Here is a 16,319-nt window from a genome sequence, read left to right as displayed (position 1 = left end):
ACACTCGGCGGTTCAATGATGTACGTGTTAATTTAAGGCCCAGTGTTGGGCTGGTAAATCGTAGCCCAAACTACGAGAACATTTCAAATCCAAGTATGCCCTCAAACAGCTTTACGCCAGATGAATTTTTTTCGTGCATCCATCATGAAGGCTAACAACGATCAAGCCTTGGCAATCTCATGATTCGACATGATCTCTATCGCCCGGCAAAGGGCCGAATGATCGAGACCGCGCATGCCATTCGCCGAACAGGCATTCATCAACTCCTGCACTGCCGCGGTATTTGGCAAAGATACACCCAAAGCTTTTGCCCCTTGCAAAGCCAGGTTCAAATCTTTTTGATGCAACTCTATCCTGAAGCCGGGGTTAAAGGTGCGCTTGACCATGCGTTCACCATGCACTTCCAGTATGCGGGAGGCAGCGAAACCGCCCATCAAGGCTTGCCTGACTCGTGCAGGGTCTGCACCGGCCTTGGAGGCGAACAGCAGGGCTTCAGCCACGGCTTGTATGTTCAGCGCGACGATAATCTGGTTGGCGACTTTGGTAGTCTGGCCATCGCCATTGCCACCCACCAGAGTGATGTTCTTGCCCATCAACTCGAACAGGGGTTTGACCTTGTCAAAGGCAGTTTCGGAACCACCGACCATGATGGTCAGGCTGGCTGCCTTGGCACCGACCTCGCCACCGGATACCGGTGCATCCAGATAGTCGCATTTCAGGCCATTGATTTTTTTGGCAAAATCCTTGGTCGCCATTGGCGAGATAGAACTCATATCGACCACGATCTTGCCAGCGTCAAGACCAGCAGCAACACCGTTCTCGCCAAACAGCGCCGCTTCCACATGCGACGTATCGGGCACCATGATGATGATGATGTCAGCCCGCCTGGCCACTTCTTCGCCCGATGTACAGACGGTTGCACCGCGCTCTATCAATTCAAACGGCGGGTTCTTGATGTCGTGCAAATACAGCTTATGCCCACCCGCCTGCAAATGCCCGGCCATAGGTGCGCCCATGATACCCAAACCTATAAATCCAATTTTTGCCATGATAGTTCCTGATAAAGTTAATAGTTTGCTTAAGACCTCTCAACACAGAGGCACAGAGACACAGAGAAAGGCAGGAGAAAAACAAATTTTTCCTAAGTCACGTACATCAACAAGATTCCTCTCTTTGCTTTTCCTCTGTGGTGTAGCAGGGGATTCGAGTGGCATGCCACTCGCCTGCGTAACGAAGACTTCTTGCAAGAAGTCTTTCCTTCCTCTGTGCCTCCGTGGTTAATGGTCTTTCTCTTAGAGTCCGTGCGATTTAATCCAGTCCAGTCCAGCGACAGTGCCGTTCTGTGGTTTGTATTCGCAACCCACCCAGCCCTGGTAACCCATGTCGGCCAGTGCGGCGAAGAGGGTGCGGTAATTGATTTCGCCTGTGCCCGGTTCAAAGCGGCCAGGGTTGTCGGCCAGTTGTATATGTTTGATCTTGCCCAGATTATTTTTGATGGTATTGATCAGTTCACCTTCCATGCGCTGCATATGATAGATGTCGTATTGCACGAAAATATTGTCTGAGCCGGTGGCACGTATCAAATCGAGTGCCTGTTGTGTGCCGGATAAAAAGAAGCCAGGTATGTCGTAGGTATTGATGGCTTCGATGAGCAGGCTGATATTTGCGGCCTTCAGTTTGTCCGCCGCATAACGAAGATTGCTGACCAGGGTTTGCTCTGCTTCTTGTGCGCTGACATTTGCCGGGCGTATGCCGACCAGGCAATTCAGTTGCGTGACATTCAAGGCTTTTGCATAAGCGATGGCAATGTCCACACTCTGGCGGAATTCATCGACACGGTCAGGGTGGCAGGCGATACCACGTTCACCGGCTTCCCAGTTACCTGCGGGCAGGTTGTGCAACACCAGTTGCAGATTATTTTCCTGCAGTTTCTCTGCGATCTGTTTTACTTCAAAGTCATAGGGGAACAAAAATTCCACAGCCTTGAAGCCTGCCTGCGCGGCAGCGGCAAAGCGGTCGAGGAATACATGTTCGGTAAACAACATGCTGAGATTGGCGGCCAGTCTGGTCATCGCATATCCTTGTAGATGAGTAACCGTAAGCCTCCCGCAGTCAGGCCACGGGAGTTCACGGGGTAACGGGCGGGGAGGTCCGGTACCTGAACATTTTTTGCTCATTGTTTAATCGAGCAAAGCTATCGCTGTTGGCGCATGACCATCTTCCGTTGCCAGCTCTTCAAACTCATTGATGTTGCTGATCTCGGTGCCCATGGCGATATTGGTCACGCGCTCAAGTATGATTTCAACGACCACAGGCACGCGGAACTCTTGCATCCAGCGCTGGGCCTGGGCAAAGGCATCTGCAATCGCGCTGGGTTCCGTCACACGTATGGCTTTGCAGCCCAGGCCTTCGACCACGGCAATGTGATCAACTCCATAGCCATTCAGTTCTGGTGCATTGATGTTTTCAAATGCCAGTTGCACGCAATAATCCATGTCAAAACCACGCTGTGACTGGCGTATCAAACCCAGGTAAGAATTGTTGACGACCACATGCAGGTAAGGCAGCTTGAATTGCGCGCCTACTGCCAGTTCTTCTATCATGAACTGGAAATCATAATCGCCAGAGATGGCAACCACCTGGCGCTGCGGGTCAGCAGCGCAAACGCCAAGGGCTGCTGGTATTGTCCAGCCCAGAGGGCCGGCCTGGCCGCAGTTGATCCAGTGGCGCGGGTAATACACATGCAGGAATTGTGCGGCAGCGATTTGCGACAAACCTATGGTGCTGACATAGCAGGTTTCGCGGCCAAAAGCCTTGTTCATTTCTTCATACACGCGCTGCGGCTTTACCGGCACATGATCAAAATGCGTGCGGCGCAGCATCGTACGTTTGCGCTCCTGACATTCTGCTAGCCAGGCAGAACGGTCTTTGAGTTTGCCTGCAGCTTTCCATTCTTTGGCGACTTCGATGAACAATTTTAATGCTGCGCCAGCATCCGAGACGATGCCAAAGTCGGGGCCAAACACGCGGCCGATTTGCGTGGGTTCTATGTCGATGTGGACAAACTTCCTGTCCTTGGTAAACACATCGATGGAACCTGTATGTCTATTGGCCCAGCGATTGCCTATGCCCAGCGCAAAGTCAGATGCCAGCATGGTGGCGTTGCCATAACGGTGGCTGGTTTGCAAGCCCACCATGCCCACCATCAACGGGTGGTCATCCGCAATTGTCCCCCAGGCCATCAGGGTAGGTATCACAGGCACGCCAGTCAGCTCGGCAAATTCCACCAGCAAGGCTGAGGCATTGGCATTGACGATGCCGCCACCAGCGGTGATCAGCGGGCGCTCTGCATCATTGAGCATGGCCAGGGCTTTTTCTATCTGGGCGCGGGTGGCCTTGGGTTTATACACTTCCAGTGGCTGGTAAGTGTCCGGGTCAAATTCTATTTCGGCCATTTGTACATCAAATGGCAAATCAATCAGAACAGGGCCAGGGCGGCCAGAGCGCATGAGATGAAAAGCTTGCTGGAATACCATAGGCACCAGCGCCGGTTCACGCACCGTTACCGCCCACTTGGTGACAGGCTTGGCAATGGATTCTATATCCACTGCCTGGAAGTCTTCCTTGTACAACCTTGCCCTGGGTGCCTGGCCAGTAATACAGAGTATGGGTATGGAATCTGCCTGGGCAGAATACAAGCCGGTAATCATATCCGTCCCCGCCGGGCCGGAGGTGCCTATGCAGACGCCAATATTGCCAGCCTGGGCACGGGTATAGCCTTCGGCCATGTGGGAAGCCCCCTCAACATGGCGCGCCAGTATGTGTTTGATGGTGCCCTGTTTCTTCAAAGCCGCATAAAACGGGTTAATCGCCGCACCCGGCACCCCAAATGCCTGATGCACGCCTTCTTTTTCCAACACATAAGCCGCCGCTTGCGCAGCTGTCATCTTTGCCATTTCGCTCTCCAGTTTTGCTATTCGTCGTGTGTATGCAGATCTTGAAACACATGCTAAAGGCAAAATAGGCTACTGATAAGAAGACAAATTCTCGCTTTATTCGATACTATAAGTATGGAATAATAAAGCCATCTCAAGATTTCTCTGTGCCCCCTCTGTGCCTCGGTGTCTCTGTGGTGAGAGGTTTTCATGCCAAATTCACATGGATAAACCATGGACAAACTCACCCAAATCGAAGCCTTCGTCGATGTAGTTGAAAAAGGCAGCCTGGCCCGCGCAGCGCTGGGCCAGAACATCACCCCGGTCATGCTGGGCCGCCGCATCGATGCACTGGAAAAACGCCTGGGCGTCAAGCTCATGCACCGCAGCACGCGTCATCTGACGTTGACAGAGCAGGGCACGGTTTATCTTGATCATTGCCGTAAGTTACTGGCTGACCTGGGTTATGCCGATCAACTGGTGTCTGAAGGACGGCACAAGGCTACCGGCCATCTGATCGTCTCAGCTCCCGCCGCATTCGGGCGCAAGCATGTGGCACCGCATGCGCCGCTATTCGTCAAGGCCAATCCTGCCGTGCAGATTTCCTTCAACCTGACAGACAGGGTGGTCGATCTGATACGGGAGGGTTATGACCTGGGCATACGCATCGGCGGCAATATCGATCCCAATTTTGTTGCCGTGAAGCTGGCCAGTAACCGCCGCGTGGTCTGCGGCACACCAGCCTATTTTGAGCGACATGGCATACCGCGCACGCTGGAAGACCTGGCACAGCACAATTGCCTGGCGTTCAACTTGCAGGGTGGGCAACAACGCGGCTGGTATTTCCAGCAAAACGGCAAGCCTGTGACCATCAAGGTGGCTGGCAATCTCGATTGCAATGATGGTGAATTGCTACATCGCTGGGCTTGCGAAGACCTGGGCCTGGCCTGGCGCTCTTCTTGGGAGATACAGGCGCAACTGATCTCTGGCGAATTGATGACCGTGCTTGATGACTATGCCTTGCCGCAATACGACATCGTCGCTGTGTACCCGCAACAACGGCATTTGCCGGTGAAGACGCGCTTTTTTATTGATACCCTGAAAGCTATCTATGCACAGCCGGATTATTGGTTAAAGAATTAATGAAAACCATACACATATTCAAATTCAAATAGCATCTATAGATATTCCTCAGCTTGGACTTTGAAAAAATTAGGATATCGTCCTTTCATAAATTCTAATTATGTTCAATTGGTATATCCAAAATTGAGGAGACAAACGTGTTAACTTCCGAGCAAATTCCGGCTGCACAAGATAGCAACAGGCCTGTCAATCACAGCCCTGTGCAGCTTTCCTTTCTCGACAAATTTTTCAAGTTAAGAGAAAACGGTACCGATGTACGTACAGAATTACTGGCAGGTCTGACGACTTTCCTGACCATGGCGTATATCATTTTCGTCAATCCCTCTATCCTTGGCGATGCTGGCATGCCCAAGGATGCAGTCTTTGTTGCGACCTGTGTGGCGGCCGCAATCGGTACCATGATCATGGGCCTGTATGCCAACTACCCTATGGCGCTGGCACCGGGCATGGGTCTGAATGCTTACTTTACCTATGCAGTCGTCAAGGGGATGGGTATACCGTGGGAGGCAGCGCTGGGTGCGGTCTTCATATCGGGCTGCCTGTTTGTCGCAGTCAGTGTGTTCCGCCTGCGTGAGATGATCGTCAATGGCATACCACATTCCATACGTACCGCCATCACGGTGGGTATAGGCTTGTTCCTGGGTCTGATCGCACTGAAAAATTCCGGTATTGTGGTTGCCAATCCCGCGACCATGGTGGGTATCGGTGACCTGCACAAGCCACAGCCCATTTTGGCAATACTGGGTTTCTTCCTCATCGTGGCGCTGGACCGCTACCGTATCAAAGGTTCAATTCTGATCGGCATTCTGAGCGTGACAGTGTTGAGTTTTTTCTTTGCCGGTAATACCTTCCACGGTGTGGTGTCGATGCCGCCTTCGCTTGACCCTACCCTGTTCAAGCTGGATATCATGGGGGCACTGTCCGTCGGTATCCTGAATGTCGTACTGGTATTTTTTCTGGTGGAATTGTTTGATGCAACAGGTACTTTGATGGGCGTTGCCAGCCGTGCCGGTTTGCTGGTCAACGGCAAAATGGAAAGACTGAACAAGGCACTGCTGGCTGACAGCACGGCTATCGTTGCAGGCTCTTTTTTGGGCACTTCCAGCACAACGGCTTATATAGAAAGTGCAGCCGGTGTGGAAGCCGGAGGCCGTACAGGTTTGACAGCCGTGGCTGTTGGCCTGCTGTTCCTGGCCTGTCTGTTCATTGCGCCGCTGGCCAGCGTCGTGCCATTCTGTGCTACTGCCCCAGCGTTATTCTATGTGTCTTGCCTGATGTTGCGTGAACTGGTTGAAATCGACTGGACAGACACCACAGAAAGCGTGCCTGCCGCTATCACTGCTTTGCTGATGCCTTTTACTTATTCGATTGCAACCGGTGTCGCATTTGGTTTTATTGCATTTGCTGTCCTGAAATTGTTGAGCGGACGCGCCAAAGAAGTCAAGATCATTGTCTGGGCGATAGCGACAATATTCCTGTTCAAATTCGTTTATCTCGGTGCAGGTTGAAGCAAGTATAAAAACTAAGTTACAGTTAAAGACAGCGCAGAAAACTGCGCTGTTTTTTTTGCGATATTTTTATGAAATGCAGAACCATATAATATTTGCTGCATACTCCATCATATTCTGACAAGAAGATCAGGAATAAATTAGCTGGAGTAAACATGGTAATCGTAAGAAGTGCGGGAGAAGCAGATAACTTGCAGATACGCAAGCTGGTGCAGGCATCACTGGCAGATTTCAACCTCGTGGTTGAGTTTGATGGTCTGGATGCCGCCATAGGTTCAGCGGGTTTGCCCGCCAGTAAAAATCTCGTCGAACTGGTTGCCGAATTGAATCAGCAGGTGTGCGGCTGCATCGCCCTGGAAGCGTTTGAAACGGCAAATGCGCAAGAAGCAAAAGTGTTTGGCTTTCATGTTGATCACCGCTATCGTGGCAAAGGCATAGGGCGCGCCTTGTTGACAGCATTGATGTCGCAAGCGAAACAAAGGGGGTTGAAAACCCTGTATCTCGATACCTGGGACAGTATGCACAGCGCCATCCGTCTTTACGAGTCTCTGGGCTGGGTACCAGCCCTTGATCCCGCGCCTGAATCAGGGGCAAACCGATCCTATATCTTTACTATCAGTTGAGTTAGCATGAGCAGATGATGCGATGAGCTGAAACATGAGCGATGTACAGACCGAATATGACAAACTGGTCAACAAACTGACGACAGCAGCCTCCGCAGAACCTGGTCAGATGTTGGGCAAAATATGTCTCAAAATCAATGGCAAAGCTTTCGTCGCATGGCATAGATAGACGGTTGTATTCAAATTGACAGGTGGTGCCCATGCGAAGGCGATTACGCTGGCGGATGCGGTCTTGTGGGATCCCTCAGGCCAAGGCTGCCCCATGAAAGAATGGGTGGCACTGAGCGCAACGTATGGCAAGAAATCTCCCACCCTGGCACAAGCCGCGTTTGAGTATATGCAGTCCCTGATCTGAAGTGGCCATGAAAAAATCTCTTGGCTCTGTTTTATTATTGGCCGCTGGTCTGCTCTGTAATGACAGGCAAGCATAAGCCAGTGAGACACGCTGGGTGCATAGCTCCTGGGTCAATGTGCGCGCGAAACCAGAAGCGAATGCTGAAGTGCGACGCATCTGCTGACAAATACGCAGGTACAAGTGGATGTCGCTGCATCCAGTGCCAAATTTTGTGCCATCACCTGGGGCGCAGACCAGCATGGTTTTGTTGCCTGTTATTTATTGGGTGACAAGGCTTTACGGCTGGAAGACTTTGTCGATAGTAATAACCGGACTGGCGAGCACTAATTATTTTTCGGCGCGCAGTTTCTGGATGGCCCCCAGTTTAAAGCGTATGCAAGATGCTGGCTCTTATTTTCAGGAGACCATGCTCAGCCCACAACAAAAAGCGCTGGAAACGGCAGACAATCAAATCGCCGGGGAAAAAGCGGCCAGCGCTCAAGCGCTACCCTATTCTTGAATTTGAAGCCATGAAACAGCGCATGATGGCCGGTGTCATCGAACCAGATTCGCCTTATTTCAGCCTCCTGCGCCGTGGGACGACATATTGAAACTGGCAAAGCCGGAAGAGTTACCCGGTAAAAAGACCACTGAGGCAACAGCCCGTTTGCATTCCTCCCTGTTTTATCCCGGCGTGCTGGTCATGGTGCGGCAACTGGATTTGCCTATTGCCGCACCATCGTATTTCAAATCGCTGGATGATCTGGGTAAGCCTTTTGCCAAGCCTGAAGAGATGTCCAGGCAATATTAGTTGCCCTATGCCATCAAGCCCGTCGGTGGCCCCTATTGGAATGAGTACGAACCGGCGGGTAACTATGTAATAGGCTGGTGGGACTTGGGCAAGACCGATGTGTTCCTGCCAAAGCCTGTTAGTAAACATAGCGTGATGCTCAGTGGGCGTTTTACTTCAGTCAGTTCCAATTTGAAGTACAGCGTGGGTTTGGATAACTGCAAGCAGGGTTTTCGTTTCATAGAATCTGAAGACCAAACTGAGCCTGTGAAAAGCCTGGCGCAAAGAAAGCTGGAAAGCTTGCAAGCCAAATCCAGCGCCAAGGCCAAAGATGAAGCGCTCTTGTATTTTTACACCCGTAATCAATGAACCGCCTTACAGGGGCTGGCAAAAGTGACGACACAAGCGCCAGTCAATCTGCAATACGATACCAAGGCAAAGTCGAACAGCTTCGAACACTTTTCTCAGGCCAGCATCACCAGCATAGATCTGGACAAGGATGGCGTTGCCGATTTTGTCATCGCTCAAGCCTGGCACCGCGGCATCATGCTAGCCAGTGCCATCCATCAGCCCGCTGACAGAGCGATATTTGTGAATGCAGGCGGACGCTGGTATTTATTCGATATCGATCAGTATATTATCTGTGGTTGCTAAAATCAGTACCTGCTAAAACCTGTGCTGCAATAAACCTTCAGCCAGAAAATCAAATACCGTCCTGATACGCTTGCTGGACTTGAGTTCGCGATGTGTGGTCAACCATACGGGCAGGGATGGCAGCTCCTGTTCGACCAGCACCTGTTCCAGGTCAGCATTGCGCTCTGCCAACCAGCGCATGGCGATGCCTATCCCCAGGCCTTGTTGTATCGCCTGCCAGTTGACCAGGTAGTTATCGCAACGGAAGTCGAAAAAGCTGCGGTCTATCTGTATGCCCGCCGCGCGAAAGCCAGCGATAAACTGGTCAGACTGATCCAGCCCCAGCCAGCGAAATTTTTGCATCAACGCCAGTGTAGCTGTCTGGTTTTTTGATGGCAGGACTGGCAAGCCTGCCAGATAATCCCTGTGTCCATACATTCCTATGGGCCAGTCTGTCAGGTGGCGGGCAATCAGGGCAGACTGCGCTGGCCGTATCATGCGTATGGCGATATCGGCTTCACGTTCCAGCAAATTGCTGACCTGGTTACTGGCCACCAGTTCTATCTGGATTTCCGGATGCAATTGCGCCAGCTCGCGCAGCAGCGCTGGCAAGACAAAGCCGGACACCATCTCGCTGGCAGTGATCCTGACCGTGCCGCGTAAACCATTATTCTGGGTTGCTGCAGCCATACCCAGTGAGCGCGCAGCTGTCATCATGTAACGGGCAGGTTCTACCAGGTTTTCACCGGTACTGGTCAATTTCAGGCCACGCGCTACTCTTTCAAACAAGGCTGCACCTATGCTGCCCTCCAGCTCCGCAATCTGGCGTGACAGGGTAGGCTGGCTCAAGCCCAGAACTTCGGCAGCACGCGTCAGCGAACCCTGTTCTACGACCGCAACAAAACTGCGTATCAGGTTCCAGTCAGTCTGACTGGGATCAAAAGTGAGCTTGGACATGTTATTCCATCATGAGGACAGGCTAAAGATACGCAAAAAACGGCAAAAAAACGCAAATCAAGGTATTCAAATTTGAATAGAACTTATGTATTTATGTCGATTGTAAATACATCCTGCCAGATTGAAAATGCCTGCATTACTTATTTTGTCTGACAAGCACATCACCGGAGCCTCTCATGAATCTTGCATCCAAAGCGAACAATGCTCAATCACCCTCAGTGCTGATACTCGGCGCCAAAGGCCGCCTGGGGCAGGTTGCGGTTGAGGCCTTTGCCGCCGCAGGCTGGCGCGTGATTGCCCAGGCACGCTCAACTGGCGATGAGCTACAGCAGAAAAATATAGAGTTCCTGCAATGTGATGTACTCGACACTGCAAGCATACTGGCTGCGGTACCCAGGGTGGATGTGGTGGTGCATGCGGTGAATCCCGACTATACCCGCTGGGAAAGCCTGTTGCCACCAACCACAGATGCTGTCATACGCATTGCTAGCACCACCCAGGCTTTGCTGATGGTGCCGGGCAATGTGTATAACTTTGGGGCTGATTTGCCTGCAGTGCTGGCAGAAGACACACCCTTTGTCGCCAATATCCCCAAGGCGGCACAACGCATCGCCATGGAAGAAAGCCTGGCTGCTGCCGCCCAGCAGAGCTTGCGCTGCGTGATTTTACGCGCCGGTGATTTCATTGGTGGCACTGGCACCTGGCTGGACATGGCGATCACCAAGTCACTTGCCAAAGGTGTGGTCACCCACATGGGGCCAGATGATGTGCCGCATGCCTGGGCCTACCTGCCCGATCTGGCCAGGATATTCGTGCGCGTTGCTGAGCAGCGTGATCGTTTGCCTGCTTTCGAGGTCATGCATTACCCTGGCATTACTGCCAGCGGCAAGGAAGTGCATGCCGCACTGGAGCAATTGAGTGGCCGCCCGCTCAAAGCCAAAGCCATGCCCTGGTGGCTGATGCAGGCCGTAGGCCTGTTTTCTCCCATGCTGCGCGCCGCCATCAAAATGCGCTACCTGTGGCAGCGTCCGCATCAATTGCAAGGTGACAAACTTGAAAAATTACTCGGTAAGATATCGACCAGCAGTCTGCAGGATGCCTTGCGTGGCTATGTGAAGAAACCACAAGCAGGCAATGATTTCTTGCTGGAGACCGGTACAGGCAAGCGAAGCGAATTTTGACAGGGACAGGCAGCTTGCTCGCTGATTTTCTGTAGAGGTCTGCTCTGCAAGAAATGCCATAGCGGAGTATATTCAGGTTTCGTTCTTGTTGATTGTGTATCGCAACCATGCCTGAAACCCGCACTGTTATTATCGTTGGCAGCTCCAGAAGCACGGGCAATACTGCCGAACTGGCATTCGCCATTGCCAGCAAACTCAAGGCCAGTGTCATCGATCTTAATCAATACCGGATAGCTCCTTTTGATTATGAGTTCAGAAACCGTGACGATGATTTTTTGGCGCTGATGAAACAGGTACTCAGCTTCGACCGCATCATACTTGCGACGCCGATGTACTGGTACTCTCCCAGCGCCATCATGAAAGCTTTCATGGACAGGATTTCGGACCTGCTGAAAGTCGAAAAAGACCTGGGGCGGCAATTGCGTACAAAGAAGGCCGCTCTGCTGGGCACAGGTTACGATGCCATCCCCGCCGCCTGCTTTGAGCAAATGTTCCAGCATACTTTTGACTATCTCGGCATGGCATATGAAGGCATGTTGTATGCAAGCTGTCAGGATGATTTCATTCATGCCGAGCATGCGCTTGTCATAGAAAAATTCACGGAGACCCTGCATGCTGAATGAAGCACAGCTTGGAGCCTATCTGCACAGGCTCGCCTATCAGGGCTCACGCAATGCTGATCTGGGGACACTGACTGCCTTGCATCAAGCGCATCTGCAAAAAATCGCTTTTGAAAACCTGGATATCAGCCTTGGTAACAAGCTGGATTTATCGACGGATGCCTTGCTGGATAAATTATTGCGACAAGGCCGTGGTGGTTTTTGTTATGAACTGAACCAGGCTTTTGCACTACTGCTGGAAACCCTGGGTTTTGGCGTCAGCCGCTTGTCTGCCCGCGTTCATAATGGCAAGGATTACGGGCCGGACTTTGACCACATGCTCTTGCTGGTGCATGTGGATGGGCAGGATTATTTGGCTGATGTGGGTTTTGGCGATTGCTTCCGTACACCGCTGCAATTGAATGGTGAAGGCGTACATGAACTGGGCTCGCACTATTATCTGCTTGCGGATGGTGATGCGCACTATGTACTCATGCAGGCCAGGAATGGTGGTGCCGGGCATGCACAATACCGCTTCAGTTTGCAGGCTTATGCGATCAGTAATTTTTTTGCAATGTGTGAATATCAACAGACTTCGCCTTTATCGCATTTCACGCAAAAATCGATTTGCTCTATCGCGACTTTAACGGGGCGTATCAGCATGTCGAATAACAAATGCATCATCACGGATGAGGAGGGGCGACATGTGCATACTATCCATAGTGAAGATGAATACAGGGTCTTGTTGCTCAAGTATTTTGGGATGAAATTGGCGGGGGATGTGGATGTTGGGAAGTTATTGGTGAGGCAGGCGTAGGAAATAATTTCTCAAATCTGATTTATCGTGTTTCGCACTACTTACCTCTACGATTTATCGCAATCTTAGCTACGTCATTCCTGCGTGTTTTTGGCAGGAATCCAGCGGGCTGGCGCTCCAGCGTTGTTTTTGGCAGAGCGTGAAGTTAGTTAGTTTCAGATTTGTGTTTCTTACGTATCTGATATTTCAAATACCTGCACACGTCATTTAAGATTGCAGGCCGGTGGTAGACCGGCGGCTACACACCTTTTTGCTTCGCCAAAAAGGTGTGCCAAAAAGGCGACCCAGGCGTAGCCGCCCCTGCGGGGTTCCCGTTTATGCAGTACAAAAAATGGGAAGATCCGAAACTCGCTACGCTCAGACATCGGCTCTTCTTTTTCCATTTTCTGTACCGCACAAACGGCGTCTACACATGGGAACTGCAGAAAGTCAAAATCAACTGCAACTGCAACTGCAACTGCAACTGCAACTGCAACTGCAACTGCAACTGCAACTGCAACTGCAACTACCCCAACAGAACCATCAATCCAATTGCTATTGATATTTCTTAACGCCGCTATCAATCAATAATCCGCATCCTGAATTGCCTGCCCTTGATATTAGTACGGCTCAGCCTGTCCATCGTCTTTTCAGCAACCTGCCTGTCGATGGCGACGTAAGTCACAAATTCCGAGACATTGATTTTGCCTACCTGTTCTTTTTTCAAACCCAGATCAGCAGTTAATGCGCCGAGTAAGTCGCCAGGGCGGAGTTTGTCTTTTTTGCCGCCCATGATGCAGATGGTCATCATCGGGGCTTGCAAGTCTCGTTCCGGGCCCGCTTCAATTGTGTGGATATCACCCCAACTGACGGATTCACCCTGATATTCTTCGATCAGTTTGACCCACTTCTTTTCACCTGGGGTGGCGAGGCTCAGGGCCAGGCCTTTTTCACCGGCGCGGCCTGTTCGGCCTATGCGGTGGATGTGGACTTCGGTGTCTTTGGAGACATCGACATTGATGACGGCCCCCAGAGTTTGTATGTCGAGGCCGCGGGCGGCGACGTCGGTGGCGACGAGGACTGAACAGCTTTGATTGGCGAAGCGTATCAGCACTTCATCACGGTCGCGCTGTTCGAGGTCGCCATGCAAGGCCAGGGCGCTGATGCCCTGGGCATGTAATTCTTCTGTCAGTTCGCGGCAATGGATCTTGGTATTGCAAAAGGCAATGGTGGATGTCGGCTGGTAATGATGCAGCAGCGTGGCGACAGCGGTATTGCGCCCTTCTGGTGTGACCAGGTAAAACATTTGCTCGATATGATTGGCGGCGTGCTGTGATTCAACCTTGATTTCCACGGGGTCGCGCAACAATTGTTCGCTGGCCTGGCGTATATCATCCGGGTAGGTAGCCGAGAACAGCAGGGTTTGCCGGCGCGTGGGGGTGGCAGCGACGATATCGTAGATATCATCATAAAAGCCCATATCGACCATGCGGTCGGCTTCATCCAGCACCAGGGTTTGTACGGTTTTCAGGTTAATCGTGTTGCGGCTGATATGGTCGATCAGGCGGCCAGGTGTACCCACCACGATGTGGGCACCATATTCGAGCGAGGCAATCTGTGGCCGCATGGCCGTGCCACCGCACAGAGTGACGATCTTGACGTTCGGCATGGTCCTGGCCAGGCGGCGCAATTCATTGGCGACCTGGTCAGCCAGCTCGCGCGTAGGGCAAATCACCAACCCTTGTACTGCAAAATAAGTGGGATTAAGTTTGGCCAGCATGCCTATGCCAAAGGCGGCGGTCTTGCCGCTACCGGTCTTGGCCTGGGCGATCAGGTCTTGCTGTTGCAAGATGATGGGCAGGCTGGCTGCCTGTATCGCTGTCATTTCCTTGTAGCCCAGGCTGTCCAGATTGGCGAGCATGGGGGCGGATAGCGGCAGGGTATTGAAGGCTGTGGATTCTGACATGGAAGGTATTTTGTATGAAGACGACGACAACAGGCTGCTTAGTTTATAAGCAGCCTGGCGAATATGTCGTCATTGTAGGGTAAGCTGCCGCCAGTGTGGCAGGCTTTGGTGCAGGAAAGACTGAAACTGGCTATTACTGCGTGTTTATGCAGGCCAGACCAGATATTCAATGCCATTTTGTATAGAACCTATGACCAGAGCCTGGTTTTCGGCGCTTTCACAAAAGCTGGCAAGGGCACCGGCAGCAGTGATTTTATTGGTGTTGAGCTGGTCCAGCCAGTAATTGAAACCAGCCAGGTCTGGTGTACGGTGCAAGACATTCTGGTAAAAATTGGTGACCAGCACGGTATTCGTGGGTTTAGTGCCATATAGTTTCTGGAATTCAGCCGACAACATGAAGCCAGCCGCTACCGTCGTCAGGCTGGAACCCTGGTCCATATCATTGATCCAATAACCCAGGCCTTTCAAGTCTGGCTTGCGGTCAAAGGCCGCCTGGTACAGGCGGTAAGCCTGCCCGGCAACGCCATTGATATCAAGGGCAATGTTTTCATCGGTAAAATGCAGGCGCTCTACGTTGACCAGAGTATCCGTGCCTTCAGTGCCAGTTTTGGCAGCGACTACCGCAGTGCCCCCTTTGACGCTGACACTGTAATTTGTGTGCAGACCGTTGTAGATGGCGGTATCGAGGCCCAGATCACCATCAATTGCATCGTTGCCGCCATTGCCTGTAAAGCTGTTGTTGAGCTTGTTGCCATACAAAGTGTCATTGCCCGCACCGCCTATCGCATTCTCTATATAGGCACCATAGGCAATACCGAGATTTTGCCTGCCATCGTAAGTTGGTACCGTGCCACCGGTATAGCCAGGCGGATTGGGCGCAGATACCATGCGTATGTCAGAATAACTGCCCGGGGTAAGGTCAATCATGCAGCCAAGGGTAAAGTTGGCGACAGAAATCGTGTCATTCCCACCGGCATCCCAGATGGTTTTCAGGAAAGGAGTATTCGGGTCGAAGGTATATGCATCGTCACCGGTCCGGTAACTGTTATTGGCACCATACGCATATTGCATGGCAGCGATATCCAGCACCATCGGTGTTTCCGGCACGATGTATTTGAAGCTGAACGAGGGTTTGCCCGAGGCATCATAAGTAATGGTCCTGAACATGTCATTGGCTTGTTCCGTGTAAGACATGATGGAATATTGTGCCGTATCAAAGGCGGCAGGCAAGACCACATCACCCTCGAAAGGGTGCTTGAGCCCGAGCGCATGACCAAGCTCATGTATCAATGACGAATAATTGAATGAACCCACGCTCCAGTTGGTATTGGTTTTATTGCCGTTGCCAGACAGCCAGATGTCCCCGCCAGAAGGACTGACGCTGCTTGGCCTGTAAGCCCAGCCCCAGGCTTTGTCACCTGTCGAAGTGGTGTCCGCAAATGAAGTCCAGGCAACGCGGATATTTCCTGCACTGGTGCTGTTGTCAGCAACCTGTACAAACTGTATGTCAGCGACATTGGTCCATGCCTGCATGGCAGCCTTGGTGGCGTTTTGCTGTTCCAGGCTGAGCGCCATGTGGCTGGCACCCGGTTCATTGTCCGAGGTGTAGCTGCTGGAACTGTTGCGTCCATAAAAATAGGATTCACCCGCAGTCCAAGGAAAGCTATAGGTAACAACTGCACCATTGAGGCCACCCCATTTGATGCCATGGAGCAGCGCATCAAGCAGAGTGACGCCAGTTAGCGTGAAGTTGGTGGTCTGGCCTGCATCGCTCGGTAATGGCATAGGAAGATGGGTAAATTAACGGAGAATAGTATTAGTATAGCCAGTTTGTTGCCTGAAACACAGCAATCA

At 51.8% G+C, this 16,319-nt stretch carries 20 protein-coding genes; 13 read left to right on the top strand and 7 right to left on the bottom strand.

What is annotated here, in order from left to right; translation table 11 throughout:
- Window positions 1–161 precede the first annotated feature (161 nt).
- The 3 genes from ACO0LG_RS06190 to gcl all read right to left on the bottom strand — a co-directional run bounded on the left by ACO0LG_RS06190 (window position 162) and on the right by gcl (window position 3,956).
- A complete protein-coding gene (locus ACO0LG_RS06190; RefSeq protein WP_423024366.1) occupies window positions 162–1,049 on the bottom strand; it encodes a 2-hydroxy-3-oxopropionate reductase in 888 nt (295 codons plus the stop codon).
- 243 nt (window positions 1,050–1,292) lie between these two features.
- Complete coding sequence (gene hyi / locus ACO0LG_RS06185) at window positions 1,293–2,072, bottom strand: hydroxypyruvate isomerase (RefSeq protein ID WP_423024364.1); 780 nt, start codon at window positions 2,070–2,072, stop codon at window positions 1,293–1,295.
- Window positions 2,073–2,180: 108 nt separating this feature from the next.
- Window positions 2,181–3,956, bottom strand: a complete 1,776-nt coding sequence (gene gcl / locus ACO0LG_RS06180) for a glyoxylate carboligase (protein ID WP_423024362.1) — start codon at window positions 3,954–3,956, stop codon at window positions 2,181–2,183.
- Window positions 3,957–4,169: 213 nt separating this feature from the next.
- Here gcl and ACO0LG_RS06175 point away from each other — a divergent pair, with 213 nt between their 5' ends.
- From ACO0LG_RS06175 to ACO0LG_RS06130, 10 genes are all read left to right on the top strand, one after another.
- On the top strand, window positions 4,170–5,078 hold the full coding sequence (locus tag ACO0LG_RS06175; protein WP_423024360.1) for a LysR family transcriptional regulator: 909 nt from the start codon (window positions 4,170–4,172) through the stop codon (window positions 5,076–5,078).
- Window positions 5,079–5,278: 200 nt separating this feature from the next.
- The gene (locus ACO0LG_RS06170; RefSeq protein ID WP_423024429.1) at window positions 5,279–6,586 is read left to right on the top strand and encodes an NCS2 family permease; all 1,308 of its coding nucleotides are present in this window, start codon (window positions 5,279–5,281) and stop codon (window positions 6,584–6,586) included.
- Window positions 6,587–6,741: 155 nt separating this feature from the next.
- Window positions 6,742–7,209 (top strand): GNAT family N-acetyltransferase, encoded by a 468-nt coding sequence (locus ACO0LG_RS06165; protein WP_423024358.1) that lies wholly within the window; start codon window positions 6,742–6,744, stop codon window positions 7,207–7,209.
- Window positions 7,210–7,243: 34 nt separating this feature from the next.
- On the top strand, window positions 7,244–7,378 hold the full coding sequence (locus ACO0LG_RS06160; RefSeq protein WP_423024356.1) for a hypothetical protein: 135 nt from the start codon (window positions 7,244–7,246) through the stop codon (window positions 7,376–7,378).
- Window positions 7,379–7,393: 15 nt separating this feature from the next.
- On the top strand, window positions 7,394–7,564 hold the full coding sequence (locus ACO0LG_RS06155) for a hypothetical protein (protein WP_423024354.1): 171 nt from the start codon (window positions 7,394–7,396) through the stop codon (window positions 7,562–7,564).
- 180 nt (window positions 7,565–7,744) lie between these two features.
- The gene (locus tag ACO0LG_RS06150; RefSeq protein ID WP_423024352.1) at window positions 7,745–7,891 is read left to right on the top strand and encodes a hypothetical protein; all 147 of its coding nucleotides are present in this window, start codon (window positions 7,745–7,747) and stop codon (window positions 7,889–7,891) included.
- A gap of 25 nt (window positions 7,892–7,916) precedes the next feature.
- Window positions 7,917–8,063, top strand: coding sequence for a hypothetical protein (locus ACO0LG_RS06145; RefSeq protein ID WP_423024350.1), 147 nt, complete (start codon window positions 7,917–7,919; stop codon window positions 8,061–8,063).
- 87 nt (window positions 8,064–8,150) lie between these two features.
- The gene (locus ACO0LG_RS06140) at window positions 8,151–8,354 is read left to right on the top strand and encodes a hypothetical protein (protein ID WP_423024348.1); all 204 of its coding nucleotides are present in this window, start codon (window positions 8,151–8,153) and stop codon (window positions 8,352–8,354) included.
- Window positions 8,355–8,702 carry a hypothetical protein gene (locus tag ACO0LG_RS06135; RefSeq protein ID WP_423024346.1) on the top strand — a complete coding sequence of 116 codons (348 nt, stop codon included), beginning with the start codon at window positions 8,355–8,357 and terminating at the stop codon, window positions 8,700–8,702.
- Between the two features lie 24 nt (window positions 8,703–8,726).
- Window positions 8,727–8,987 carry a hypothetical protein gene (locus ACO0LG_RS06130; RefSeq protein ID WP_423024344.1) on the top strand — a complete coding sequence of 87 codons (261 nt, stop codon included), beginning with the start codon at window positions 8,727–8,729 and terminating at the stop codon, window positions 8,985–8,987.
- Window positions 8,988–8,999: 12 nt separating this feature from the next.
- On the opposite strand, the gene ACO0LG_RS06125 is transcribed toward ACO0LG_RS06130, so the two are convergent.
- The gene (locus tag ACO0LG_RS06125; protein WP_423024342.1) at window positions 9,000–9,923 is read right to left on the bottom strand and encodes a LysR family transcriptional regulator; all 924 of its coding nucleotides are present in this window, start codon (window positions 9,921–9,923) and stop codon (window positions 9,000–9,002) included.
- A gap of 176 nt (window positions 9,924–10,099) precedes the next feature.
- Between ACO0LG_RS06125 and ACO0LG_RS06120 the strand changes: the two genes are divergently transcribed.
- The 3 genes from ACO0LG_RS06120 (at window position 10,100) to ACO0LG_RS06110 (ending at window position 12,520) form a co-directional block, all read left to right on the top strand.
- Window positions 10,100–11,104, top strand: a complete 1,005-nt coding sequence (locus ACO0LG_RS06120) for an NAD-dependent epimerase/dehydratase family protein (protein ID WP_423024340.1) — start codon at window positions 10,100–10,102, stop codon at window positions 11,102–11,104.
- Between the two features lie 107 nt (window positions 11,105–11,211).
- Complete coding sequence (locus tag ACO0LG_RS06115; RefSeq protein WP_423024338.1) at window positions 11,212–11,727, top strand: flavodoxin family protein; 516 nt, start codon at window positions 11,212–11,214, stop codon at window positions 11,725–11,727.
- Window positions 11,717–12,520, top strand: coding sequence for an arylamine N-acetyltransferase family protein (locus ACO0LG_RS06110; RefSeq protein WP_423024336.1), 804 nt, complete (start codon window positions 11,717–11,719; stop codon window positions 12,518–12,520). Before ACO0LG_RS06115 ends, ACO0LG_RS06110 begins: the two co-directional genes overlap by 11 nt.
- Before the next feature lie 203 nt (window positions 12,521–12,723).
- Here ACO0LG_RS06110 and ACO0LG_RS06105 read toward each other — a convergent pair whose 3' ends face one another.
- The 3 genes from ACO0LG_RS06105 to ACO0LG_RS06095 all read right to left on the bottom strand — a co-directional run bounded on the left by ACO0LG_RS06105 (window position 12,724) and on the right by ACO0LG_RS06095 (window position 16,250).
- Entirely contained in the window at window positions 12,724–13,083 is a 360-nt protein-coding gene (locus ACO0LG_RS06105) for a hypothetical protein (protein ID WP_423024334.1), read from the bottom strand.
- On the bottom strand, window positions 13,080–14,465 hold the full coding sequence (gene dbpA, locus ACO0LG_RS06100; RefSeq protein ID WP_423024332.1) for an ATP-dependent RNA helicase DbpA: 1,386 nt from the start codon (window positions 14,463–14,465) through the stop codon (window positions 13,080–13,082). Before dbpA ends, ACO0LG_RS06105 begins: the two co-directional genes overlap by 4 nt.
- A 144-nt stretch (window positions 14,466–14,609) precedes the next feature.
- On the bottom strand, window positions 14,610–16,250 hold the full coding sequence (locus ACO0LG_RS06095) for a DUF4214 domain-containing protein (RefSeq protein WP_423024330.1): 1,641 nt from the start codon (window positions 16,248–16,250) through the stop codon (window positions 14,610–14,612).
- Between the last annotated feature and the right edge of the window lie 69 nt (window positions 16,251–16,319).

The sequence above is a fragment of the Undibacterium sp. Ji42W genome, assembly GCF_049340405.1.
Classification (GTDB): Bacteria; Pseudomonadota; Gammaproteobacteria; order Burkholderiales; family Burkholderiaceae_D; genus Undibacterium.
This window is presented reverse-complemented; position numbering and strand designations above follow the sequence as displayed.

What these genes read in the sequence shown, in the direction of transcription:
- ACO0LG_RS06115 (WP_423024338.1), top strand. Translation starts at nt 11,212, where the DNA reads ATGCCTGAAACCCGCACTGTTATTATCGTTGGCAGCTCCAGAAGCACG.
- ACO0LG_RS06145 (WP_423024350.1), top strand. Translation starts at nt 7,917, where the DNA reads ATGGCCCCCAGTTTAAAGCGTATGCAAGATGCTGGCTCTTATTTTCAG.
- dbpA (WP_423024332.1), bottom strand. Translation starts at nt 14,465, where the DNA reads ATGTCAGAATCCACAGCCTTCAATACCCTGCCGCTATCCGCCCCCATG.
- ACO0LG_RS06110 (WP_423024336.1), top strand. Translation starts at nt 11,717, where the DNA reads ATGCTGAATGAAGCACAGCTTGGAGCCTATCTGCACAGGCTCGCCTAT.
- ACO0LG_RS06175 (WP_423024360.1), top strand. Translation starts at nt 4,170, where the DNA reads ATGGACAAACTCACCCAAATCGAAGCCTTCGTCGATGTAGTTGAAAAA.
- ACO0LG_RS06120 (WP_423024340.1), top strand. Translation starts at nt 10,100, where the DNA reads ATGAATCTTGCATCCAAAGCGAACAATGCTCAATCACCCTCAGTGCTG.
- ACO0LG_RS06125 (WP_423024342.1), bottom strand. Translation starts at nt 9,923, where the DNA reads ATGTCCAAGCTCACTTTTGATCCCAGTCAGACTGACTGGAACCTGATA.
- ACO0LG_RS06095 (WP_423024330.1), bottom strand. Translation starts at nt 16,250, where the DNA reads ATGCCATTACCGAGCGATGCAGGCCAGACCACCAACTTCACGCTAACT.
- gcl (WP_423024362.1), bottom strand. Translation starts at nt 3,956, where the DNA reads ATGGCAAAGATGACAGCTGCGCAAGCGGCGGCTTATGTGTTGGAAAAA.
- hyi (WP_423024364.1), bottom strand. Translation starts at nt 2,072, where the DNA reads ATGACCAGACTGGCCGCCAATCTCAGCATGTTGTTTACCGAACATGTA.
- ACO0LG_RS06165 (WP_423024358.1), top strand. Translation starts at nt 6,742, where the DNA reads ATGGTAATCGTAAGAAGTGCGGGAGAAGCAGATAACTTGCAGATACGC.
- ACO0LG_RS06160 (WP_423024356.1), top strand. Translation starts at nt 7,244, where the DNA reads ATGAGCGATGTACAGACCGAATATGACAAACTGGTCAACAAACTGACG.
- ACO0LG_RS06190 (WP_423024366.1), bottom strand. Translation starts at nt 1,049, where the DNA reads ATGGCAAAAATTGGATTTATAGGTTTGGGTATCATGGGCGCACCTATG.